18 protein-coding genes are annotated in these 22,736 nt (G+C 49.0%); 9 read left to right on the forward strand and 9 right to left on the reverse strand.

The window, feature by feature from the left end:
* Positions 1 to 25: 25 nt before the first annotated feature.
* Complete coding sequence (locus tag HMPREF1254_RS10260) at positions 26 to 982, reverse strand: alpha/beta hydrolase (RefSeq protein ID WP_023058518.1); 957 nt, start codon at positions 980 to 982, stop codon at positions 26 to 28.
* A gap of 11 nt (positions 983 to 993) precedes the next feature.
* Positions 994 to 2,811, reverse strand: coding sequence for a glycoside hydrolase family 2 protein (locus HMPREF1254_RS10265; protein ID WP_023058539.1), 1,818 nt, complete (start codon positions 2,809 to 2,811; stop codon positions 994 to 996).
* A 182-nt stretch (positions 2,812 to 2,993) separates the two neighbouring features.
* On the opposite strand from HMPREF1254_RS10265, the gene HMPREF1254_RS10270 reads away from it, so the two are divergent.
* From HMPREF1254_RS10270 to HMPREF1254_RS10285, 4 genes are read left to right on the forward strand one after another with little or no spacing between them, the layout of a single operon-like run.
* On the forward strand, positions 2,994 to 5,636 hold the full coding sequence (locus HMPREF1254_RS10270; RefSeq protein WP_023058552.1) for a calcium-translocating P-type ATPase, PMCA-type: 2,643 nt from the start codon (positions 2,994 to 2,996) through the stop codon (positions 5,634 to 5,636).
* Positions 5,633 to 6,244, forward strand: a complete 612-nt coding sequence (locus tag HMPREF1254_RS10275; protein ID WP_023058531.1) for an HAD family hydrolase — start codon at positions 5,633 to 5,635, stop codon at positions 6,242 to 6,244. Before HMPREF1254_RS10270 ends, HMPREF1254_RS10275 begins: the two co-directional genes overlap by 4 nt.
* 4 nt (positions 6,245 to 6,248) lie before the next feature.
* Positions 6,249 to 7,199, forward strand: coding sequence for a bifunctional riboflavin kinase/FAD synthetase (locus HMPREF1254_RS10280; protein ID WP_036878622.1), 951 nt, complete (start codon positions 6,249 to 6,251; stop codon positions 7,197 to 7,199).
* Positions 7,196 to 8,041: a CPBP family intramembrane glutamic endopeptidase gene (locus HMPREF1254_RS10285; RefSeq protein WP_023058522.1), complete on the forward strand. Its 846-nt coding sequence runs from the start codon at positions 7,196 to 7,198 to the stop codon at positions 8,039 to 8,041. Before HMPREF1254_RS10280 ends, HMPREF1254_RS10285 begins: the two co-directional genes overlap by 4 nt.
* Before the next feature lie 184 nt (positions 8,042 to 8,225).
* Here the strand turns inward: HMPREF1254_RS10285 and HMPREF1254_RS10290 are convergent, their stop codons facing one another.
* The 5 genes from HMPREF1254_RS10290 to topA form a co-directional block, all read right to left on the reverse strand.
* Complete coding sequence (locus HMPREF1254_RS10290; protein ID WP_023058594.1) at positions 8,226 to 8,714, reverse strand: hypothetical protein; 489 nt, start codon at positions 8,712 to 8,714, stop codon at positions 8,226 to 8,228.
* Positions 8,704 to 9,216: an RNA polymerase sigma factor gene (locus HMPREF1254_RS10295; protein ID WP_004347578.1), complete on the reverse strand. Its 513-nt coding sequence runs from the start codon at positions 9,214 to 9,216 to the stop codon at positions 8,704 to 8,706. Before HMPREF1254_RS10295 ends, HMPREF1254_RS10290 begins: the two co-directional genes overlap by 11 nt.
* 189 nt (positions 9,217 to 9,405) lie before the next feature.
* The gene (gene speA / locus HMPREF1254_RS10300; RefSeq protein ID WP_023058526.1) at positions 9,406 to 11,298 is read right to left on the reverse strand and encodes a biosynthetic arginine decarboxylase; all 1,893 of its coding nucleotides are present in this window, start codon (positions 11,296 to 11,298) and stop codon (positions 9,406 to 9,408) included.
* 22 nt (positions 11,299 to 11,320) lie between these two features.
* On the reverse strand, positions 11,321 to 11,848 hold the full coding sequence (locus HMPREF1254_RS10305) for a shikimate kinase (protein ID WP_023058596.1): 528 nt from the start codon (positions 11,846 to 11,848) through the stop codon (positions 11,321 to 11,323).
* Positions 11,849 to 11,864: 16 nt separating this feature from the next.
* Positions 11,865 to 14,195 carry a type I DNA topoisomerase gene (topA, locus tag HMPREF1254_RS10310; protein ID WP_023058511.1) on the reverse strand — a complete coding sequence of 777 codons (2,331 nt, stop codon included), beginning with the start codon at positions 14,193 to 14,195 and terminating at the stop codon, positions 11,865 to 11,867.
* A gap of 699 nt (positions 14,196 to 14,894) precedes the next feature.
* Here topA and HMPREF1254_RS10315 point away from each other — a divergent pair.
* A complete protein-coding gene (locus HMPREF1254_RS10315; protein WP_408939363.1) occupies positions 14,895 to 16,070 on the forward strand; it encodes a redoxin domain-containing protein in 1,176 nt (391 codons plus the stop codon).
* Positions 16,071 to 16,175: 105 nt separating this feature from the next.
* On the opposite strand, the gene HMPREF1254_RS10320 is transcribed toward HMPREF1254_RS10315, so the two are convergent.
* Positions 16,176 to 17,000 (reverse strand): alpha/beta hydrolase, encoded by an 825-nt coding sequence (locus tag HMPREF1254_RS10320; RefSeq protein ID WP_023058581.1) that lies wholly within the window; start codon positions 16,998 to 17,000, stop codon positions 16,176 to 16,178.
* Between the two features lie 266 nt (positions 17,001 to 17,266).
* Between HMPREF1254_RS10320 and HMPREF1254_RS10325 the strand changes: the two genes are divergently transcribed.
* A complete protein-coding gene (locus HMPREF1254_RS10325) occupies positions 17,267 to 18,208 on the forward strand; it encodes a lysophospholipid acyltransferase family protein (protein ID WP_023058560.1) in 942 nt (313 codons plus the stop codon).
* Between the two features lie 116 nt (positions 18,209 to 18,324).
* On the forward strand, positions 18,325 to 19,128 hold the full coding sequence (locus HMPREF1254_RS10330) for a LicD family protein (protein ID WP_231385849.1): 804 nt from the start codon (positions 18,325 to 18,327) through the stop codon (positions 19,126 to 19,128).
* On the opposite strand, the gene HMPREF1254_RS10335 is transcribed toward HMPREF1254_RS10330, so the two are convergent.
* Complete coding sequence (locus HMPREF1254_RS10335) at positions 19,115 to 20,173, reverse strand: CDP-glycerol glycerophosphotransferase family protein (protein ID WP_036878630.1); 1,059 nt, start codon at positions 20,171 to 20,173, stop codon at positions 19,115 to 19,117. The two genes, HMPREF1254_RS10330 and HMPREF1254_RS10335, sit on opposite strands and share 14 nt — an antisense overlap.
* A 136-nt stretch (positions 20,174 to 20,309) precedes the next feature.
* Here HMPREF1254_RS10335 and HMPREF1254_RS10340 point away from each other — a divergent pair, with 136 nt between their 5' ends.
* The gene (locus HMPREF1254_RS10340; protein ID WP_023058536.1) at positions 20,310 to 21,383 is read left to right on the forward strand and encodes a pyridoxal-phosphate-dependent aminotransferase family protein; all 1,074 of its coding nucleotides are present in this window, start codon (positions 20,310 to 20,312) and stop codon (positions 21,381 to 21,383) included.
* 6 nt (positions 21,384 to 21,389) lie between these two features.
* Positions 21,390 to 22,733: an adenylyltransferase/cytidyltransferase family protein gene (locus HMPREF1254_RS12475; protein ID WP_023058574.1), complete on the forward strand. Its 1,344-nt coding sequence runs from the start codon at positions 21,390 to 21,392 to the stop codon at positions 22,731 to 22,733.
* Positions 22,734 to 22,736 lie beyond the last annotated feature (3 nt).

Consider the following 22,736-nt stretch of genomic DNA (forward strand, 5'->3'; position numbering starts at 1 on the left):
GATAGAGAGGGGTAGGCAGTTTATGTCAAGGAATGTATCGACTGACAAATTTCTTGACAACTTCCGTATATTCTTGCCGATGATCCCGGTAGCTCTCAGCGTGTTTAGAACCCTTAGCTATCCATAGCTGTTTAGGTTGAGATTTGGCTTTGTAAAGCGGATATACCATATCGGTTCGCACATATGTGTCGCTGTCGCCATGGATAAAGAGCATGGGCTTTTTGCATTTGGACACCTGCTTCAAGGGCGAAGCTTCCCCAAACGACCATCCGTATAGCAGCTTGTTTAGTGCGCTGGCCGTGTAAAGCAGGGGGAAGGGTGGTAGCCCAAACTGTGTTTTCAGTTCGTTTTTGAACTCGTCCCACACGCTGGTGTAACCACAATCCTCCACAAAGCACTTGACATAGTTGGGCGTGTCTTCACCCGCAACGCACATGGTGAGTGCGGCTCCCATGGAGATACCGTGGACCACTTGCTCGGAATGGCCGGTTGAATCGCTGAAAAGCGAGTCGGCAATGGCCATCCAGCGCAGCACGTCGTGGCGCTCTTTCCATCCCATTTGTACCATTTCGCCTTCACTCCAACCATGGGCATGGTGGTCGGGTAGCAGCACGTTGTAACCCATGCGGGCATAGATGTGGGCTATCTGCATCATGCCTGCGTGAGTGTCGTGGTATCCATGCAATACTATAGCCGTCTTGTGTGTGGGTTGTGGCGCATAAATGAAAACGGCATGATGCTGCTCATCGTCTTGCATCGTTACCAGGGTGTCATGGATGAGGTTGCCTTGGGTAAGGCTGTCTATCCAGGGTTTAATTTCTGGGTTGTCATTGATGACGTGCGCAAAACGGTCTTGGTAGGACACGTTGATGGGGTAGGGGCGTCTCAACGAGTATTCTATCATGTAAATACTGCCACCAACGAGTGCCAGTAGCACAACGATGGTGACAGTAATGAATGTGATTTTAAGCCTTTTTCGCATCAAAATCTTGGTTATTTATACAGTTTGTACAGCTCCAGATTAGCCTTTCTTACCCGATTTTCGTCCAGCTTAATTACCTTTCTGTCATAGGTCATCAGTCCGTTCACCTCACCTTCAACATCGGTTGTTTGTGTATATACTGCTGCGGAGAAGCCCTGACGAATCATGGGTTTGAGTTCTTCCAGCAGCTCAACGTAGCGGTCTGTAACCTCTTTGCTGTTCTTGAATTCTACATAACCCCAGTTGCGATCAGCCTGCCAGAGGTGTCCTTTCAGCGGCAGTCCCAATCCACCAAACTCGCCGAGCACTGTCGTGCGGTTGAAGTCGTAGAGATACATCATCGGTCCAGGATAGTTGTGTAGATCCAGGATGTCGCCCGTCTTAATGTGGTTGCCACCACTGGCCGGGTTGATGAGACGCGTAGGATCGAGCGCTTTCGTAAATGCGGTAATCTCTTTGGTCTTGAATTGTCCCCAAGATTCATTGAAAGGTGTCCACACAACGATGGAAGGATAGGAGTAGAACTGGTTGATGATGGCTTTCCACTCTTGCTTGAAGTTTTCTTCCGATTCGGCTGAACGGCTGGCCAAGCGGCCTGTTTCCTGATAGTACTCGTGGTTCTGCCAATCGGGTCCGTGCTGAATGTCGCCCATAGGCATGTCCTGCCATACCAGAATCCCCAGCTTGTCACAGGATGTATACCAACGAGCCGGCTCCACTTTCATGTGCTTGCGAATCATGTTGAAGCCCATGTCCTTGGTCTTTTTGATATCGTACACCATGGCTTCTTCTGTGGGAGCTGTGAAAAGACCGTCGGGCCAGTAACCTTGGTCGAGTGGGCCATATTGGAAAAGGTTCTTGTTGTTGAGCTGCATACGCCACACACCAGCACCATCACGCACCGATGAAATCTTGCGCATGGCACTGTAGCTCTTCACAACATCCACGGTTCTGCCACCCGAGAGGAGGGAGATTTCTAGGTCATACAAGAACGGAGAATCTGGTGTCCACAGTTTTTGGTTCTGTACAAACAGCTCTACTTCCTGACCGGCGATGGCCTTTCCCTTTGCAACAATCTCGTTGCCGTCTTTCATCACAACGCTAATCACGTCGCCCTGTTGAGCTCCTTCTGTCTTTGTGCATACCGTCAGCTTACTTTCATCAATGTTAGGAGTGTTGTAAACGGCTGCAATGTGCTTCTTGTTGACAGGCTCCAACCATACCGTTTGCCAGATGCCGGTGACGGGTGTGTACCAGATTCCTTCTGGTTTAGTACGTTGTTTTCCTACAGGTTGGTGTCCGTCAGTCGTCGGATCCCATACCCTCACGACCAACTTTTGCTGTCCGCTCTTTAAATATGGTGTGATGTCAAAGCTGAAAGCGGAGAAACCACCCTTGTGAGAGCCTATCTTGATGTCGTTAAGGAACACGTCGGCTTTCCAATCAACCGCACCAAAATGCAGCAGAACGTTCTTGCCCGACCAAGCAGCCGGCACATTGAAGGTGCGCTCGTACCACAGTTCTTTGTCCTTGCCAACGGTCTTCTGTACCCCTGAAAGGCTCGACTCGATGGCGAAAGGCACCAAAATCTTGCCGTCGTTGATATTCGTTCCGGCAGCTCCACGGTTGCGAATGGCATAGTTCCACAATCCATTGAGGTTTTGCCATTGACTTCTTTCCATGATTGGGCGGGGGTACTCGGGCAACACGTTGTTGGGGTTTACCTTGTTGGCCCAGTCTGTCTTAATCTTGTCACCAACAGGTTTCCATTGTGCCATGGCTGCCGTATAGACAGACAAGGCGAGTAAAAGAACGCTTAGTTTTTTCATTTTTTTTAGTTATAACGATGTTAAGATAAATAATGATGCTTCAAAGTTACGCATTTTCATCCGAATAGTAGGCGGAAAGAAGATGTTGTAGCATCTTTTTACAATTATTAGCAAAATGAATAAAGAGGAATCGTTGCATTTATTTTGCTATGCTCTTGAATTCAAGTAACTTTGCACAAATTATGAGTACGCAAGACATTAAAAACGTAAGGAACCATCATACAGGCTTGACAGATGAACAGGTGGCGGCTAACAGGATAAAATTTGGTAAAAACATACTGACGCCACCCCCCACAGCCTCATTGTGGAAATTGTATTTGGACAAGTATCGTGACCCCATCATTCAAGTGCTTTTGGTTGCTGCTGCTGTCTCTTTGGTATTGGCTTTCGTTGAACAGAACTTTACAGAGACCATTGGTATCTTTGTTGCCATCTTCTTTGCAACCAGCATCGGCTTTTACTTTGAGCGGGATGCAGCCAAGAAATTTAACATTCTCAATGCGCTGAATGAAGAGTCGTTGGTGAAGGTTCGACGCAATGGGCATGTTGTTGAGATTCCTCGTAAGGATGTGGTAGTAGGCGATTTGATGATTATCGAGGTGGGTGACGAGATACCTGCCGACGGAAAACTCGTCAAGGGCGTGGATTTGTTGATAGACGAGTCGTCGTTGACGGGCGAACCCATCTGCTCAAAGGGTATTGATGTGGATGATGACGAGGAGGATGAAGCACATGAAAAAACCTACCCTCATGATGCAGTCTTGCGCAGTACGATGGTCATGAATGGCAGTGGCGCAGCCGTTGTTACAGCAGTTGGTGACGCTACGGAGATTGGCAAGGTGGCTCGTAACTCGAGCGAGATAACGCATACCCAAACGCCTTTGGATACCCAATTAGCCAAATTGGCTAAACTCATCTCGGTAGTTGGGTCGGCAGTGGCTGTTGCTGCCTTCATCATCTTCCTCATACACGACATCCTTGTCAACGATGCGGTATGGCATGGCACTGATTATTTCAAGATGGCCGAGGTGGTGTTGCAGTATTTCATGATGGCTGTAACGCTGATTGTGATGGCCGTACCCGAAGGACTTCCCATGGCCGTAACCTTGAGTTTGGCGCTGAACATGCGCAGGATGTTGAAGAGCAACAACCTCGTTAGGAAGCTGCATGCGTGTGAAACGATGGGGGCAGTGACGGTAATCTGTACGGATAAAACGGGTACCTTGACGGAAAACAAGATGACGGTTATGGAGATGACAGGCTCTTTAGTCGTTACGGAGGTGTCTGAACACGATGCACTGGCTCAAGCTATTGCCCTCAATACAACGGCTGAGTTGGGAGAAGATGGCGCTGGAATTGGTAATCCAACGGAAATAGCTCTGCTGACATGGCTGCAAAAACATGGTGTTGACTATCAAACCATCCGTAACCAAGCCACAACGATTGCACAGTTGCCATTCTCAACAGAAAACAAATACATGGCAACCGTTGCAGAGATGGGCGGCAGGAAGTATCTCTTTGTTAAGGGAGCACCTGAGATTGTGATGAACTTCTGCACCTTGTCTGAGGCCGAGAAACAATCCTATCAGTCTACTTTGTTGGGCTATCAGCTCAAAGCCATGCGTACTTTGGCGTTTGCTTGCAAGCAACTTGAAGCGGATGCGCTATCCAATATCCAAATAAGGAATCACTTACAAAATCTCTCTTTGCAATGCGTTGCAGCGATTAGTGACCCTGTTCGCGTGGATGTTCCAAATGCTGTTAACCAATGTCAGCAAGCGGGTATCGAGGTGAAGGTAGTGACGGGAGATACGCAAGCCACCGCTATAGAGATAGCAAGGCAGATAGGTGTCTGGAATGATGATACGCCCAAGGAGGCTGCACTGACTGGTCCAGAGTGGAATGCACTGTCGGATGAAGAGGCATACGAGCGTGCTCATACCATCAAAGTGATGTCGCGTGCCCGTCCATCGGATAAACAACGACTCGTGGAAATGCTGCAAAAGCGCAAGGAAGTAGTGGCTGTGACGGGCGATGGAACCAATGATGCGCCCGCATTGCATTATGCTCATGTGGGTTTGTCATTAGGCTCGGGAACCAGTGTGGCCAAGGAAGCCAGCGACATGACGTTGCTCGACGACTCGTTTGGCTCTATCGCGCATGCCGTGATGTGGGGTCGTTCGTTGTATAAGAACATCCAACGTTTCCTGTTTTTCCAGCTCATTGTCAACATCACTGCACTACTTCTTGTTCTTGGAGGGGCTTTCATCGGTGTGGAGATGCCGCTTACGGTCACACAGATATTGTGGGTGAACCTCTTGATGGATACCTTTGCAGCCATGGCATTGGCCACTTTGCCTCCTTCGCGCGAGGTGATGAAAGACAAACCGCGTAAGGAAAACGAGTTCATTCTTAATAAAGAGATGCGACAAGATATTCTGTTTTGCGGCGTGACCTTCTTCATTCTGCTGTCTGCCATGCTTGTTTATTGCGAGCGTGATGGCTCGCAAGGCATCAGTATGCGTGAGTTGACCATCTTCTTCACAACCTTCGTGATGATTCAGTTGTGGAACTTGTTCAATGCAAAGACGCTCGGTTCTAACCATTCGGCATTCCGTTATCTATGGAAAGACAAGGGACTGCTACTCGTGTTGCTGTTGGTTATCTTGGGACAGTGGCTCATCGTGACCTTCGGAGGTAAGATGTTCCGCACCGTACCGCTGTCGCTCAGCGACTGGTTGGGCATCATTGGCTTTACTTCTGTCGTGCTTTGGGTGGGTGAACTATGGCGATGGACGAAACGATTAAGGGTAAGAAAGTCATGAAACAGAATGTCAAAAACATCATATTTGACCTGGGTTGCGTGCTTGTAGGGCTTGATAAACAGCGTTGCGTGCGTGCTTTTGAACAGATAGGGGCTGGGGACGTTGCCTCTTATGTTCGGGATCATCGCACGGCTGATTTGTTCTTTGACATTGAAACGGGCCGAATGACGACGGAAGAGTTTTGTGATGAGGTTCGCAGCATGAGCAGATGCAAGGCCGAGAATAAGGAAATTGTCTGGGCATGGAACCAACTTTTGGTGGGTATTCCTGATGAGAAGAAACAACGTTTGGTTGACTTGAAGAAGGAATATCGACTTTTCTTGTTGAGCAACACCAATGACATGCACTGGCAGAAATGTGTGAAAGATTTCTTTCCCTATCACAATTTGGGGGTAAACGATTATTTCGAAGACGTTTATCTGTCGTACAAGTTGCAGCTTGCGAAGCCCGATCGCAGGATTTTTGAGGCCGTGTTGATGCACTCACAGCTGCAAGCAGCAGAGACACTCTTTATTGATGACGTGAAAGAAAACTGTGAATCGGCCGCACAACTGGGTATCCAGGTGATGCACGAGACTACAGGTAACGATTGGTTAAATGCGTGGTAAGGATATGAAAACCATGATATTGGATGAGAAAACGGTTCTAACGAGCCCCTGTGTGGCAACCATTGGATTCTTCGATGGGGTGCATTTGGGGCATCAATTCTTGATACATCAGGTCGTGAAGACAGCTCGTGATGCGGGATTGTCGTCCATGGTCATCACGTTTGACAAGCATCCTCGCCAAGTGTTACACAGCCATTATGTCCCCGAACTGCTGACCACGATCGAGCAAAAGCTGCAACTGCTGTCAGCAACTGCTGTTGATCAGGTCGTGGTATTGCCCTTTACGCAAGAGATGGCGAGTATGACAGCCCAACAATTCATGGCCGATGTGCTCCAACGTCGGTTACAGGTACGAAAGTTGGTGATTGGTTATGATAATCGGTTTGGACACAATCGGGAAGAAGGATTTGACGATTATGTGCGCTATGGACGAGCATTAGGCATCGAGGTGATACGCAGTGAGGAGTTTTCTTTGGGCAAAGATGCCGTGCATGTGAGTTCTTCAGCCATTCGAAAATACATCCATGAGGGTTCAATGGAGCAGGTCAATCGCTGTTTGGCGCGTCCCTATGTGCTCACGGCTCATGTCGTTGATGGGTGTAAAGAGGGTCGGAAACTTGGCTTTCCTACAGCCAATCTCAATTTAAGCGAAATCACTCAGCTGCTTCCGGCCATGGGTGTTTATGCTGTGAAAGCGCAGGTAGCGGGGACAGGACCATGGTATCGGGCGATGACCAGCATCGGTATGCGACCTACCTACAATGGAACAAGCCTGACAATTGAAACTCATATCCTCGAAGGATTTCATGAAAACATCTATGATAAGCAACTTTCCGTGGCCTTTTTCAAACGGCTTCGCGGTGAAAAGCGGTTTGACAGTTTGGCGTTGTTACATGCTAAAATAACGGAAGATGCACAGGAAGTAAATCATTATTTTAACAAAATAGAGAAATGATGCGCAAATCAATCAAAGGAATATTAGACATTGCATGGTATTTAGTGGTGTTTATCATGCTTCAAGTGTTGGTCACTTATCTGGTCAGCATCGTGTCTTTGCTGCACAATGGCATGGACTTCGGAACCGCTTTGCATTATCTTCAGTCGCATCGTGTGTTCAGTTCGACGACGGTCATCGCCACTTCTGTCGTTTCCAGTGTGCTGACAATCGTCTTATTCATGTCACTTAAATGGACACCTGTGGCACGTTCGTATGTGCGCAGTAAGCCTTGGATGGCGTTGTTTTGGGTGGTTTTACTATCATTGGGCACCATCATCCCCTCTGCATGGCTACTTGAACAGATGGAAGTGGAGGCACCTTCTGGCTTAGAACGAATGCTCAATGCCCTGATGGGCAATCGGTGGGGGCATCTATCGGTCGACATTTTGGTGCCAATTGCCGAAGAAACAGTTTTCAGAGGCGCCATTCTTCGCACCTTACTCCAACTCTTCCGGGGGCGTACAGCTTGGCTGTCCATCATCCTTTCGGCGTTGTTTTTCGGTCTTGCACATTTCAATATGGCTCAATTGCCGCACGCTTTTCTCGTGGGTTTGTTGTTGGGATGGATGTATGTACGCACCAACAGTATTGTACCTGGCATTGTTTTGCATTGTGTCAACAACTCTACTGTATTCATGGTGTATAATCTCATTCCCAGCTCAGCTAATGGTAATCTTGTTGATATCTTTGGAGGTAGCCAGCAAGCCGTGTGGATGAGTTTGCTCTTATCACTGTGCATCATGCTTCCAGCCTTGTTCCAATTGTCCCGAAGACTAAAGAAAGCCGAACCAGAGGCATAGCTGTTGGGTTGTTGGTGGGTAGACATGAACATGAAATGTCTAAAATAGCGAAACGCCACCCCATTGGTGGCGTTTCTTAAGTACGTTAGTATGTTATGAAAAATTTGAGAGAAAAGTGAAGCTTCACAGCTTCGTTTTTGTTTTACTAAACATGTTTTATAATTGAGAAAGCATAGAAATTATCTTATTTGATGATGGTAGCCGGCTGCACATCTGCGGGTGTTATGTTGCTTTGTTGCATGCTGTCTATCGTCGCAGAGTCGCCAATGGCCACTGAAGTACCTTGCTGTAGTTGTTCTGTTCCATCATAGGATGCACCTATGTTATCGTTGTTCTGCATGAACGGAACCTGCAATGCGTTGCTCAACGTCAGGATAATGGCTACCACGGCGGCTGCCTTGAAGAGCGGCATCAGCCGTTGTCTCATTTTGATGGTGCGCGCCTTGACCGGTGTTGGCTCATCGATCATGGACAGAATCTTCTCATCAAAGTCGCTTCCCAGTACCTTTTGGGTTGCTTCTTGTTGAGCGTATACGAACAATGCGCGATACTTTTGCAAGTCCGCAGGAACGTCTTCCTGACTGAAGAACGTGCGGAGAATCTCTTCTTCTTGAAGCGTTGTCTCGCATGCCCAATAGCGTTCCAATAGTTGTTCGATATATTTATAATCCATAATTGTCGTATTTTTGAAATCTTTCTTTTACCGTTTGCCGGGCTCTGAAGATGTTTACCTTCACTTGTTCTTCACTGATGCCCAGTATTTTGGCAATTTCTTTGTAAGGCTTTCCCTCGAAATCTCTGAGTTGCATGCAGCTTCTTTGTTTTTCTGGAAGCGCATTAACGAGGTTTCTCACAAGTTCTATTCTGTCTTGTTGTAGGGTATCCTCGAATGGTGTCGAGGAGGTGTCTGGGCTTTCTGTCTGCCTTTCTTCGAGCGAATCATTGAGATTGTCGTGCTTCTTGATTCTGTCGAGCGCTAAGTTGCGGCAGATAGTGATGCTGAAGGCTTCTATTGATTCTATCTCATTCCAGCTTTCACGCTTGTCCCAAACCTTTATCAGTGTGTCTTGTACGATGTCTTGGGCCTCCTCATGACTGAGGGTGATGCGCAAAGCTAACCTGTAGAGCGCATCTTTGAGCGGTAAGACATCGTTACGAAAACTGATATTCTTCATCTTTGCCTCTAATTAAATGACGATTGGGATAGGGATAAGTTACATGCACCTGCAGATTTAACTATTTTTTTAGGTTAATCAGTAGGATGAATCTTGCCTTTTTTGCTATTGGTGAAGCCTTCTTTACAAGAAGTAGACGTTGGTGGAACTGTGTGCAGCAGGTATAAAAAAGCGTGCCGCCACCACGGATTATTCCAGGTAAGTGTATCCGTAAAGTCCTGAACGGTAGTTGTTCAAAAACTCTTTTCCTTCTTCCAAGGATATTTTCCCCAGCTTAACACTCTTCGTTACCCATGTTTCCAGTTGTCTAACCAGCTTCTTCGGATTGTATTGAACATAGTCGAGCACCTCGTCTACGGTCTCTCCATCAATCACTTGGTCAATGCTGTATTTGCCGTTTTTCACGGAAATGTGCACGGCGTTGGTGTCGCCAAAGAGATTGTGCAGGTCGCCTAAGATTTCCTGGTAGGCCCCAACAAGGAACACACCGAGGTAGTAAGGCTCGCCTTTCTTCAATGGGTGTAGAGGCAATACATGTGAAATATTGCGGTTGGTCACGAAGTTTGCTATCTTTCCATCGCTGTCGCAGGTGATGTCTTGCAGTGTGGCATTGCGTGTGGGACGTTCGTCCAGTCGCTGAATCGGTAGGATAGGGAAGAGCTGATCGATGGCCCAACTGTCGGGAAGTGACTGGAAGAGGGAGAAATTACAGAAGTATTTATCGGCCAATAGCTTGTCAAGATTCCTCAACTCATCAGGGACATGCTTCATTGACTTGGACAACATGTTGATTTCCCGACACACACTCCAGTACATGCTTTCTATCTCTGCGCGCGTTTGTAGGTCGACAATGCCCAGAGCGAACAAGTCGAGTGACTCTTCGCGTATTTGCTCTGCATCGTGCCAATCTTCCAACATCGAGCGCGGATTGAGGTTATCCCATATCTCATACAGATCTTTTACCAGCTGGTGTTCTTCTTCGGTTGGCTCAAATTCATCAGGCATGGACGGTAGACTGGCTGTTTCCAGCACGTCAATGACCAACACCGAGTGGTGCGCTGTCAATGACCGACCGCTCTCTGTGATGAGGTTTGGGTGTGGCACGCCATTCTTGTTGGCCGCATCAATGAAGGTGTAAATACAGTCGTTGACATACTCTTGGATGGAGTAATTCACCGAGCTTTCGCTGCTCGACGAGCGCGTTCCGTCATAATCTACGCCCAGTCCGCCCCCACAGTCCACGAAATCAACGTTGTACCCCATCTTATGTAGGTTGATGTAGTATTGCGCGGCCTCGCGGAGAGCCGTCTGTATGCGGCGAATCTTGGTGATTTGAGAACCGATGTGGAAGTGGATGAGATGCAGACAGTCTTTGAGTCCTTTCTCCTCCAGCATCTTCAAGGCCAGCAGAAGTTCAGATGAATTCAGGCCAAACTTCGAGGCATCGCCGCCGCTGTCTGCCCATTTACCCGAGCCAGATGATGCCAACTTGATTCGAATACCAATGTTCGGTCGCACACCAATCTTCTTCGCAGCCTTGGCGATGATATCCAGTTCGTTCAGTTTCTCAATGACAATAAAGATGCGCTTGCCCATCTTTTGCGCTAAAAGTGCCAGCTCTATGTAGCTCTGGTCTTTGTATCCGTTGCAAATGATGAGTGAGTCGCTCTGGCATTGCACGGCAATCACGGCATGAAGTTCAGGCTTACTGCCCGCCTCCAAACCCAGGTTGAACTTCTGTCCGTGTGAGATAATCTCTTCCACCACGGGCTGCATTTGGTTCACTTTGATAGGGTAGATGATGAAGTTCTCGGCTTTGTAATCGTATTCTTTTGCAGCTTGCGCAAAGCAGCTGGCCGTTTTCTCGATGCGGTTGTCAAGAATGTCGGGGAAACGCAGCAATACTGGCGAGCTCACGTCGCGCAAAGCCAGCTCGTCCATCACGTCTCGTAGGTCTATTTCGGTATTGTCCTTAAACGGCGTCACGTAGGCATTGCCCTTTTCGTTGATGCCAAAATAAGAAACACCCCATCCATTGATGTTGTACAACTCTTTTGAATCTTCAATCGTCCACTTCTTCATTGTTGTTTTACGAAACTGTTTTTTATAAATTTAATGATGCTTTTAATTGGTCTACGGTTGCTTGTATCTTGTCGTAGGAGTCCATCAAACTGACGTCCAGCGTATGCTTTGCCTGCGTATAAAAGGGCTCGCGCTCTTTGAGTTGTGTGCAGATGAAGGCTTTCACTTCCTCTGGCGTCTTGTCCAGCAACAGGGGTCTTACCGTCCTGCCCATCTTCAAATGGCCGTAAAGCACCTCGGGTGAGGCTTTCAGAAACACGGTTTCGCCCTGCTGGTTCATATACTTGATGTTGTCAAAGAAGCACGGTGTGCCACCTCCACAACTCAGAATAACGTGTTCAAACTCAGCCACTTCGTGCAGCATGCGGTACTCTATCTGTCTGAACCCCTCTTCCCCTCGCTCTTCAAAGAGTTGTTTGATGGTTTTTCTCATCCGGCTTTCGATGTACCAGTCAAGATCATAAAACGGCATGTCGAGGTCTTTTGACAAGGCTTTTCCAAGGGTAGTCTTGCCCGACCCCATGTATCCCATGATGATGATGCGGTCCATGCTAGCGGTGGGTTGATTATTTCCTGTTCTTAGCCGTCTTCTTTGTCGGTGCTGCATGCACGATGTCCATGCACTCCTCGTATGTCAAGTCGGCTGCCTTGCCATGCATGACCTTGGGCAAGCGATAGTTCTTGCCGTCATAAGCGATGTAAGGACCGTAACGACCATTCAGTACTTCCAGCTTTGCGTCTTGTTCAAACGATTTGATGTGTTTCTCTTTTTCCTGCTTTCGCTTCAGCTCTATCAGTTGGATGGCCGTTTCCAAAGTCACCGTTAGTGGGTTTTCTCCTTTGGGGAGTGACACATATTTCTTCTGGTGAAGCACGTAGGGTCCGAAGCGTCCAGCCCCAATCACCACGTCAGAGCCTTCGAACTGCCCCACGGTACGTGGCAGTTTGAACAATTCGAGTGCGTCTTCCAAGGTCATCTCCTCCATGCTCTTGTCCGATGGGAGTTGTGAGAATCGGGGCTTCTCGTCATCATCGGCCGTACCGATTTGTACCACTGGTCCGTATCTGCCTATCTTTACGAACACCGGTTTGCCACTCTTGGGATCGATACCCAGTTCGCGTTCGCCGGCCTTGTGCTCGCTTCGTGCGTTCATCACCTTTTCTACAGTGGGTTTGAAGGTCTTGTCAAAGTCCTTCATCATCTTGTTCCACTCGGCGTTTCCCTCTGCGATGCTGTCGAATTTCTCTTCCACATTCGCAGTGAAGTTGTAGTCCATGATGCTGGGGAAGTTCTCCATCAGGAAGTCGTTCACCACCATTCCGATATCCGTAGGCAACAGTTTTCCTTTTTCGTTGCCCACCACTTCTTTTTTAGTCTTGGAGGTTATCTTGATGCCCTTTAGCGAATCGATGGTGTATGTCCGCTCGGTACCCTTCTTATCGCCCTTCTGCACGTATTCTCTTTGCTGTATGGTGCTGATGGTGGGAGCGTAGGTAGAGGGTCGGCCGATGCCCAGTTCTTCCAGCTTTTTCACCAAACTGGCTTCCGTGTAGCGTATCGGACTTTGTGAATAGCGTTCGGTTGAGGTGATTTCACGGCGTTCCAACAGGTCGCCTTCCTTCAAGGCTGGCAGCGAGTGGGTATAGTCATCCTGGTTGTTCTCATCCTCATCGTTCGACTCATGATAAGCCTTGATGAAACCTTCAAACGTGATGATTTCAACGTTGGCCGTAAACTGTTCTTTCACACCGCTTACGTCAATGGTCACGGTTGTCTTCTCCAGCTGTGCGTCAGCCATCTGACTGGCTACCGTGCGTTTCCAAATCAGGTCGTACAACCGGCGTTCTTGCGACGTACCCTCGATCTCATGCTTGCTCATGTACGTTGGGCGAATGGCCTCGTGAGCCTCTTGTGCGCCTTTCGAGTGCGTGTGGTACTTGCGTGGTTTGCTGTATTCTGCACCGTAAGCCTTTACGATTTCATCCTTGCAGGTGTTCACTGCCAGTTGTGAAAGATTCACGCTGTCGGTACGCATGTAGGTGATTTGTCCGTTCTCATACAAGTGCTGAGCCACCATCATGGTCTGCCCTACCGTAAATCCCAACTTGCGGGCTGCTTCCTGTTGCAGGGTTGAAGTGGTGAAAGGCGGTGCTGGCGTGCGTTTCAGGGGCTTGCGCGTGATGCTGTCCACGGTGAACTTGGCATCCTTACATTGCTCCAGAAAGGCCATGGCCTCTTCGTGTTTGCTGAACCGTTTGTCCAGTTCGGCCTTCACTTCCGATGCCGATCCGTCTTCGTTGGTGATGACGAAGATGGCGTTGATGCGATAGTAAGGTTCGCTTTCGAAGGCTTGTATCTCGCGTTCGCGCTCCACGATGAGGCGTACGGCCACGCTCTGCACACGTCCGGCCGACAGGGCTGGTTTCACCTTTCGCCACAACACGGGCGACAAGCGGAAACCCACCAGGCGGTCGAGCACGCGGCGTGCCTGTTGTGCGTTGACCAAATCCATGTTCAAATGACGCGGATTCTTGATGGCTTCGAGAATGGCTGGCTTGGTAATCTCATGAAAGACAATGCGGTTGGTCTTCTCCTCGTCCAAACCAAGCACCTCGCACAGATGCCACGATATAGCCTCTCCCTCGCGGTCCTCATCGGAAGCCAGCCACACTTTCTTTGCCTCTTTGGCCTGCTTTTTCAATTCGTTGACAAGCTTTTTCTTCTCTTCCGGAATCTCGTAATTGGGTTCAAGTGTATCTGGATCAATGCTCAACTCTTTTTTCTTCAGGTCTCTGATGTGTCCGTATGATGACATGACCTTATAGTCTTCGCCAAGAAATTTCTCGATAGTCTTCGCCTTTGCGGGGCTCTCTACGATAACTAAATTTTTCTGCATTGTTACTTTGTGAATCTTATAATTTGCGGCAAAAGTAAACAAAAGTTTCTTTATACCTTTTATATATAGGCAATTTTACTTTGTTTTTTAAGTTTTTAAGATGATTTTGTGAAATTTAAGCGTGCTCAATAATCGATAGTAGGGGCGTGATTCATCATGTCCTGCGCTGTAAAATGTTGGTTATTTTTATCGAAAAAGGGCTCAAAAACGGCCCTTCAAAACTTTCATTATAGAAAAAATCAATAGGCTTGTAGGATGAAAACGCGGCGCATTTTGGTAGGATGAAAAGCCTTTTTCGCTATAAAAGCAATGAGATTCATCAAAAACAGACATCTCTTTGGTACCTAAAGTGTATGGTGTAGCACTGCAAAAGCATGTCTATTAACCCCCAAAAGCTATGCTATTGCCGAATGGGGGCTTAAAAGGTGGAGTTAGAATGGTGAGATAAAATCGCAATATCTTGTGTGACAGCGAGTTGAGGAATTGTGCCTATGCTTGGCGTATTTGCACGCAGGCAGGTGATGGTTTGCAAATACGGCAAGCATGACGAGGCCTCTTGTCAAGAAAATTCAATCACGAGGGTGGGCATGATTGATGGTCTGCCAACGCATGACTTTGTAAAAAACTGTCTGGGCAGACTGACAATCTCAATTATTTGCTATATCTTTGCAGCATTGAAAGACCATTATTTTGAAAAATATGAAAAAGACTTTTCGCCATATTCTTTTCATGACAGCCATCACCTGCGGTGCTTTGTGTGCTGTTTCGTGTACGCAGAAGAAATTCAATGTTAACGGTACCATCGCGAATGCCAAGGATTCCACCTTGTATTTCGAGAACATGGGACTGAACGGACCGGAGGTGTTAGATTCTGTTCGGTTGGGTGAAGACGGCTCGTTCGCATTCAGTGAGAAAGCAACCGATGCGCCGGAGTTCTACCGCCTGCGCGTGGCAGGGCAAATCATCAACGTGTCAATCGACTCTACCGAGACGGTCAACGTCAAGGCTCAATACCCCAATATGGCTTCGCAATATGAGGTGACGGGGTCGGAGAACTGCTCGAAAATTAAGGAACTCACGCTGATGCAGATGGCATTGCAACAGCAAATTCAGGATATTGCTCAGAATTTGAACTTGAATTCGCAGACCATCAACGACAGTTTGCAGAAGGTGGTAGAGGCCTATAAGGACAAGGTGAAGATGAACTACATCTACAAGGAGCCGATGAAGGCATCTTCTTATTTCGCTCTTTTCCAGACTATCAACGTTGGAAACGGCAGTTTGCTGATTTTCAATCCACGCACGAGTGCCGAAGACGTGAAGGTTTACGCTGCCGTGGCTACCAGTTGGGACACTTACTACCCAAAGGCTGAGCGCGGAGCTAACCTGCATAACATTGCCATCGAGGGCATGAAGGATGTGAGAATCATCCAAAATAACCAACGTAAGATGTTGGCAGCCAGTCAGGTGACTACGTCCGGACTCATTGACATCGCATTGACCGATCACCGTGGGGTGCTTCGCAAGCTGACCGACCTGAAGGGAAAGGTGGTGATGCTCGACTTTCATATCTTCGCTTCCAAGCAGTCAACCGAGCGCATCATGGCCCTTCGCGAACTGTACAACAAGTATCACGACCGCGGATTCGAGATTTATCAAGTGTCGTTGGACCCCGATGAACACTTTTGGAAGACAAAGACGGAGGCGTTGCCTTGGATTAATGTCCATGCCAACGCTGATGAGCAGAATGCCATTCTTGTCAACTATAACGTGCAGAATATTCCCACTTATTTCATCATTGACAAGAACAACACTTTGCAAAAACGAGATGTGCAAATCAAAGATTTAGACGCTGAGATACGCTCTTGGCTCTAAAAGACGAAAAGAGGGTGACGGTAATTCATGATCCGTCACCCTCTTTTCGTGAAGATGTTGATGGTGTAAACCGTCAATGCGGTGTGTACCGGAACGGTTTCTGTGTTAGAAACTGCGCAACCATGCCTGCAACTCGAGCCGCATCTCCACGTGATAGCGGAACGAACTGTTGAATCCAAAACCATGATCGCCTGAAGGATAGACGTGCAAGGAGGCTGGTACGTCGTGCCGATACAACTCCAAATAATAGTTGACACCATTGGCAGGCAGCACCACAGTGTCGTCATCAGACAAGAGGATGAAGGCTCTGGGTGACACACGGCTCACCTGCAGGTCGGTACTGTACTCGCGTTCTGTGCTCTTACTCGGATTCTTGCCCAGCAAGTTGTCGTGCGAACCCTTGTGTGTATAGCCCGGCATCATGGTAATCACGGGATAAAATAGGATTTGGAAATTGGCCTTTGCGTCGCCTTTGCTTTTGGTTGCTACGGTTGAGGCAAGGTGTCCGCCGGCTGAGAACCCCATGATACCGATGTCATTGCGGTTGAGGTGCCATGCTTGTGCGTTCTTTCGCACCAGTTTCATTGCCTGTTCGGCATCGCTCAGCGGTGCTTCTTTCACGCCATGGGGCATGCGATATTTCAGTACGATGGCAGCGATGCCCATGTCATTGAAGAACGATGCCCAGTTGGTTCCTTCGTTTTCCCAAGCCAAATGAGCATATCCGCCGCCCGGACAGATAATCACCGCCCGTCCTGTGGCGCGTTTGGCAGCGGGCAGGAACACGCGCACCTTCGCCGTGTCGGTAGTAACACCGGTGGGATGTGGGGCTCGCCCATTCCATAAATTCACGTCGAATACCTGCTGAGCGCTCGCATAAGTCGCTGCAATCAATAAACTAAGGGTTAAGAGGAGTTTTCTTGTTTTCATCTAAATGTTGTTGTTAAGGGAACGCAATGTTGTTTCCAATCGATGTATGCAAAGATACGATTTGTCGGTGTTTTGTGCAAATGTATCTTTGATTTTCAGGTTTTTTCAGGAGCTGTGACAAGAGGTGAAAGTGTCATTTGGCAGTGAATCCTTTTCAAAGTGAATGCTCAAAGTCTTGCCGTTTGGTAAAATGCCATCGGTGCAGGGATGACAATACAAAGATTTTTTATAACTTTGCGGCATTCTATGAATTGAACGCTGTTCGAATGAAGAAAGTACTGAATGAGGTAGGATATGTTTTGGTTTACGGCACCTGGTATCTGTTGTCACTGCTGCCCATGCGTTTGCTTTACGTATTGTCCGACCTATTGTATCTCATCATGGCTTACATCTTGAGATACAGGCATCGCGTAATCTGGAAAAACCTGTCCAGCAGCTTTCCTGAAAAGAGCCACGAGGAACTGGTGAAGATAGAGAAAGACTTCTATCATTGGTTCTGCGACTACCTTGTTGAAACCATCAAACAGATGACCATCAGTGCCACGCAACTGCAAAAGCGAATGCGTTTCACGGGTATGGAGCTGTTTAATGCGATGCTGGAACGGGGAGAGTCGTGCGCGGTGTACCTGGGACATTACTGCAACTGGGAGTGGATCACCTCACTTCCCTGCTGGATTCCCGAACATGCGCAGTGCTGCCAGATATACCATCCGCTGGAAAACGAGACCTTTGACCGGCTATTCAAGCGTGTGCGCGAGCGACAGAACGCGCGCTGCATCCCCATGAGGGAGTCGCTGCGCAAGATTCTCGAATACAAACGAAGGCACACGGCAATCGTAGTGGGATACATAGCCGACCAGGTACCGCTCTGGCAGAACATCCACCACTGGGTTGATTTCCTGCACCACGACACGCCAGTGTTTACTGGGTCCGAAAGAATCATCAAGCGCACCAAACAAATGTGCTTCTATGGCGACGTGCGAAGAATCAAGCGTGGCTATTATGAATGTGAGATGACGCTCATGACCGACAGATCCGAAGAGGCCAAGGACTTCGAGATCACCGACAAGTACTTCAGCCTGCTGGAGAAAACCATCCGGCGCGACCCGGCCCTGTGGCTGTGGAGTCACAACCGGTGGAAGAGAACACGCAAGGAATTCAATGAAAGATTCATGGAGGTCAACGGCAAGGTGGTAAGAATCAGTTGATAGGAATATACAGAAAGAAAGGGAAACCTGTCTGTAATCACAATATTAAATAGATAAAGGAAATGAAATTTGACCCTTCAAAAAGGCTTAGCAACCAACAAACACGACCATTACAGATGAGGTTGCTGAAAATACTTGAGGATATTGACCGCGTGTGCAGGGCACACAACATACGCTACTACCTGATAGCGGGAACTATGCTCGGCGCGGTAAGGCACAAGGGATTCATCCCCTGGGACGACGATGCCGACGTGGCGATGCCAAGAGCCGACTATGACAGATTCATCAAGCATGCAAACGAGTGGCTTGACGAGAAATATGAATTGGTGAGCGGTGCCGACACGCCCCAATATCCTTACCAGTTTGCTCGCATACAGGACAAGGGAACGACCTATGTCCTCCGCCGCGACTTCTCATTCGTGGGAGGACTACCCGTTGACGTCTTTCCATTGGACGGAATGACTGATAGTAAGCTCAGGCAAAGGATACACTATGCAAAATACCGTTTCCTGGTTAAAATGCTTTATTTCAGCCTGGTGGATCCCTACAAGCACGGCAGGGGACTGAGAAGCCTGGTGGTAAGAGTGACCAACAGGCTGATCTCGCCCAAGTGGGTACACCGAAAGCTGGACAGCGTACAAAAAGAATACAGCATGGACAGCCACCCGCTGGTGGCTGACCACGACAATGATATGTCAAGAGGCATCTTGCCCAAGGAGGTATATGGCACACCAGTGGCAGTGAGCTTTGAGGGGCATCACTTTGCTGGGGTACACGATGCCGACACCTATCTCTCGCATTGTTATGGCGATTACATGAAACCGCCCAAGACGCCTCCCTTGCAGAACTTCAGGTACCTCAACCTGGAGCTGCCTTACAAGAGATATGCAGGCCAGGCGTCAGCCTCTACCTCCTCCTGACCCTGCCGAAGGTCTTGATGCTTGTGTACTTACGCCATAGATTGAGCTTGCGCTCGGTCGGAACGCCGTGCCTGTTGATGTAGTCCTGCGCGGCATCAAGCATGCGGCGGCACACTTGCCCATCGAGCCAGGGGTCGTAATGCTCGGCCACCCACCGCATCTTGGCCATGCTTGTCTCGTCTGTCAGCACCTTGTCGTAGCAAGGCAGCAGCTCCTCGGGATCCTCGATGTTCTCCCAGTATATCTCCTTGGACAAGGTGTTGAGGGTGATTACTGGTCGAGAGAGCAACAAAAACTCGTAAACTGCAGAGGACGTGTCGCTGATGAGCACGTCGGCCATCAGCTGGTAGGGCGTGATGTTCTCGCCACTATCGATGAATACGACATGCTCCTGGCCTTGCGCCCACACACGGTACTCGCCTACCCACTCCTGACGGGTAAGCGGATGGAACTTCATCACCACCAAGGCATCGCGTTCCCGGGCCAGCCTGCCCAGCTGTTCCTTCAGGTAAGGCAGTGACGTGAGCTTCGGAGAGAACGTGGGGGCATAGAGAACTATACGGCTCTTTCCATGCGCTTTCAGCATGGCTTCGCGCTTGTCATCATAGGTGTGCAGGTTGCGCTTAATCCAGTCTTGCTTGGGCCATCCCGTCTCCACAACCTCGAAATCTCCGTACTTCCGCGCCAAAGCCTTGAAATGACTGGTGAAAAAAGGACCCTGCGTAAAGTAAGTGTCAAAGTACCTACGTATCACCCAATGGTCTTTCTTCTCGGCCGCATAGCCATGGAACACTTGTATCTTGACGCCGGGCAAATAATAAGGTATGATGTTGCCCGGCACGAAGATGGCTTCTGGCGAGAAGTCATACACCTGCTGCATGGAAGACGTCCAGTTCACGCTGTCGCCCAGCTTGAAATGGGGTATCCGCTTGCGGTGCACATACCACAGTACATCGTGCCTGCCGCCTTGCCTTCTTGCCTCCTCCTGTATGGGGGCGAGAATGTCTATGGCATACTTGTTCTCACAAAACAATACTATACGCATGTTAGTTTCCGTTTTTGATTCGCCCGACACAATGCACGTCAACGGGTGTAATCGGGCATGAATGATTTAAAAAACACAAAGTTACAAATTTATTAGAAATATTTGTGATACCTTTGTACGAAAATAAAATCGTGTTATGATTAATTTTACGGTAGGCCCCGTGATGTCTGACAAGGAAACAAGGGCAATTGGCGGTGAACAGGTGCCATATTTCAGGACGCAAGAGTTTTCACAAATCATGCTTGAGAGCGAGGAACTCGTCAAGACCTTCGCCAAGGCTGATGCCTCGGCACGGGTCGTGTTCATAACAGGCTCCGGCACCGCATCCATGGAGGCCAGTGTGGCAAACGTGCTGACGCCCGCCGACAAAGTGCTGGTTGTCAACGGCGGCAGTTTTGGACAGCGCTTTGTTGAGCTCTGCGAGATACACCAGATTCCGCATGTAGCCATCAGCCTGAGCTATGGTGAGCCGCTTACAGCCCACCATCTGAGCCCGTATGAGAATCAAGGATTCACGGCCTTTCTCGTCAACGTACATGAGACATCCACGGGTGTTCATTACGACATGCCGCTTATTCACGATTTCTGCCGTCGCAACAAGTTGTTACTGATAGCAGATGCCATCAGCTCGTTCCTGGCCGATGACTTCAATATGTCGGAATGGGACGTAGACGTGATGGTTGCAGGCTCACAGAAAGCACTGGCGTGTCCGCCGGGAGTGTCGTTGATCGTGCTGAGCCAGAGAGCCTTGGAGCGTGTCGCCAAAAACGACTGTCGCATGATGTATCTCAACCTGAAGTTGGCCCTGAAAAACGCGGAGCGCGGGCAGACACCCTTTACCCCCGCCGTAGGCATCCTTCTACAGATACACCATCGGCTTCTTCAGATAGAGAAAGCCGGAGGAGTGAGCAGTGAGGTCGACAGAACGGCAAGGCTTGCCAATGACTTCCGCGCCAAGATTGGGCACCTGCCCTTCAGCTTGGTGACAGCCTCACCATCCAACGCCGTGACCTCCCTTCACCCTACGACAGCCTCGGCGTACGACATATTCCTCCATCTGAAGGACGAATACGGCATCTGGATTTGCCCCAACGGCGGCGACTTAAAGGAAAAAGTGTTCAGGGTTGGACACATCGGCTCCCTCACCCCGGCAGACAATACCACCCTTATCAATGCGTTCGACGACCTGAAAAAACGTGGAATACTATAGAAAGACATGAAAAAGGTTATCACTTACGGCACATTCGACCTGCTGCACCATGGACACATACGGCTCTTGCAACGTGCCAAAGCCCTGGGAGACTATCTCATTGTGGGAGTCACGGCCGACAGCTTTGACCTCGCACGAGGCAAGATCAATGTTCAGCAGCCGCTGATGGAGCGCATCGAGGCCGTCCGCCATACCGGACTGGCCGATAAAATTGTCATCGAAGAGTATGAAGGACAGAAAATAGACGACATCCGCAGGTACGACATAGACATATTCACGGTAGGCTCCGACTGGGCTGGACGATTCGACTACCTCAAGGAATACTGTGACGTGGTCTATCTGGAACGGACAGAAGGCGTGTCCAGTTCGGACATCAGGGCCGAGCAAACCCCGCTGAGACTGGGACTTGTCGGCGAGTCGCCCATCCTCAACAAGATAGAAAGGGAGAGCCACTTTGTCAACGGACTCACCATCAGTGGCGTGTGCACGCACTGTGACCTCTTTCTCTCTGATACCCTCAAGGACAGTGTATGCAAGACAACCGAGCTGGACAAGCTGCTTGACACCTCTGATGCCATCTTCCTTTTGTCCAACCCAAGGAACCATTATCAGGATATCAAGCAGGCGCTTAACCGGGGAAAGCATGTACTTTGCGAGTCACCGATAGCCATCGACACAAGTCACCTCACAGAGCTCAGGCAATTGGCGGGGAAGTGGAAACTAATCCTGATGGACTCCCTGAAGACAGCCTACTCCACTGCATTCTGCCGCTTGGTGCTGCTGGCCAAGAGCGGAGCCATCGGCAACGTGGTCTCCGTAGACGCCACCTGCACTAGTCTACACAACTTCGAGCTGACATCAGACAAACATCTTGCCCATGTATGGAACAGCATCTGCGCCTGGGGACCCACCGCCATGCTGCCCATCTTCCAGTTGCTTGGCATAGACTACACGCAGAAGGCCATCGTGACCCACCTGCTGAAGCCCGGAACAGACATTGACACATTCACTAAAATCTCGTTCGTCTACCCCAATGCCGTGGCCTCGTGCAAGGTAGGCCAGGGCGTAAAGTCGGAAGGCGAGCTTATCGTGTCGGGTACCAAGGGATACATATATGTACCCGCACCCTGGTGGAAAACCGACTATTTCGAGGTGAGATACGAAGACCCGAAAGACAACAAGCGATATTTCTACCAACTAGATGGCGAGGGAATCCGCTACGGCCTGGTGTCTTTCCTACGCTCGATCAACCGGGAACGCAACCTTTCCTACGTCAGTGACGAGACGTCACGGAAAATAGTTGAGGTCATACAAAGCTTCTACGAGCAGCAAGATACCTTCTTCATCTAAGGC

Source organism: Prevotella sp. BV3P1 (assembly GCF_000479005.1).
Lineage (GTDB): Bacteria > Bacteroidota > Bacteroidia > Bacteroidales > Bacteroidaceae > Prevotella.

Bases quoted from the DNA above. Each gene is read 5' to 3' on its own strand.
- HMPREF1254_RS10260 (WP_023058518.1), bottom strand. From the start codon at position 982: ATGCGAAAAAGGCTTAAAATCACATTCATTACTGTCACCATCGTTGTG.
- HMPREF1254_RS10265 (WP_023058539.1), bottom strand. From the start codon at position 2,811: ATGAAAAAACTAAGCGTTCTTTTACTCGCCTTGTCTGTCTATACGGCA.
- HMPREF1254_RS10270 (WP_023058552.1), top strand. From the start codon at position 2,994: ATGAGTACGCAAGACATTAAAAACGTAAGGAACCATCATACAGGCTTG.
- HMPREF1254_RS10275 (WP_023058531.1), top strand. From the start codon at position 5,633: ATGAAACAGAATGTCAAAAACATCATATTTGACCTGGGTTGCGTGCTT.
- HMPREF1254_RS10280 (WP_036878622.1), top strand. From the start codon at position 6,249: ATGAAAACCATGATATTGGATGAGAAAACGGTTCTAACGAGCCCCTGT.
- HMPREF1254_RS10285 (WP_023058522.1), top strand. From the start codon at position 7,196: ATGATGCGCAAATCAATCAAAGGAATATTAGACATTGCATGGTATTTA.
- HMPREF1254_RS10290 (WP_023058594.1), bottom strand. From the start codon at position 8,714: ATGGATTATAAATATATCGAACAACTATTGGAACGCTATTGGGCATGC.
- HMPREF1254_RS10295 (WP_004347578.1), bottom strand. From the start codon at position 9,216: ATGAAGAATATCAGTTTTCGTAACGATGTCTTACCGCTCAAAGATGCG.
- speA (WP_023058526.1), bottom strand. From the start codon at position 11,298: ATGAAGAAGTGGACGATTGAAGATTCAAAAGAGTTGTACAACATCAAT.
- HMPREF1254_RS10305 (WP_023058596.1), bottom strand. From the start codon at position 11,848: ATGGACCGCATCATCATCATGGGATACATGGGGTCGGGCAAGACTACC.
- topA (WP_023058511.1), bottom strand. From the start codon at position 14,195: ATGCAGAAAAATTTAGTTATCGTAGAGAGCCCCGCAAAGGCGAAGACT.
- HMPREF1254_RS10315 (WP_408939363.1), top strand. From the start codon at position 14,895: ATGAAAAAGACTTTTCGCCATATTCTTTTCATGACAGCCATCACCTGC.
- HMPREF1254_RS10320 (WP_023058581.1), bottom strand. From the start codon at position 17,000: ATGAAAACAAGAAAACTCCTCTTAACCCTTAGTTTATTGATTGCAGCG.
- HMPREF1254_RS10325 (WP_023058560.1), top strand. From the start codon at position 17,267: ATGAAGAAAGTACTGAATGAGGTAGGATATGTTTTGGTTTACGGCACC.
- HMPREF1254_RS10330 (WP_231385849.1), top strand. From the start codon at position 18,325: ATGAGGTTGCTGAAAATACTTGAGGATATTGACCGCGTGTGCAGGGCA.
- HMPREF1254_RS10335 (WP_036878630.1), bottom strand. From the start codon at position 20,173: ATGCGTATAGTATTGTTTTGTGAGAACAAGTATGCCATAGACATTCTC.
- HMPREF1254_RS10340 (WP_023058536.1), top strand. From the start codon at position 20,310: ATGATTAATTTTACGGTAGGCCCCGTGATGTCTGACAAGGAAACAAGG.
- HMPREF1254_RS12475 (WP_023058574.1), top strand. From the start codon at position 21,390: ATGAAAAAGGTTATCACTTACGGCACATTCGACCTGCTGCACCATGGA.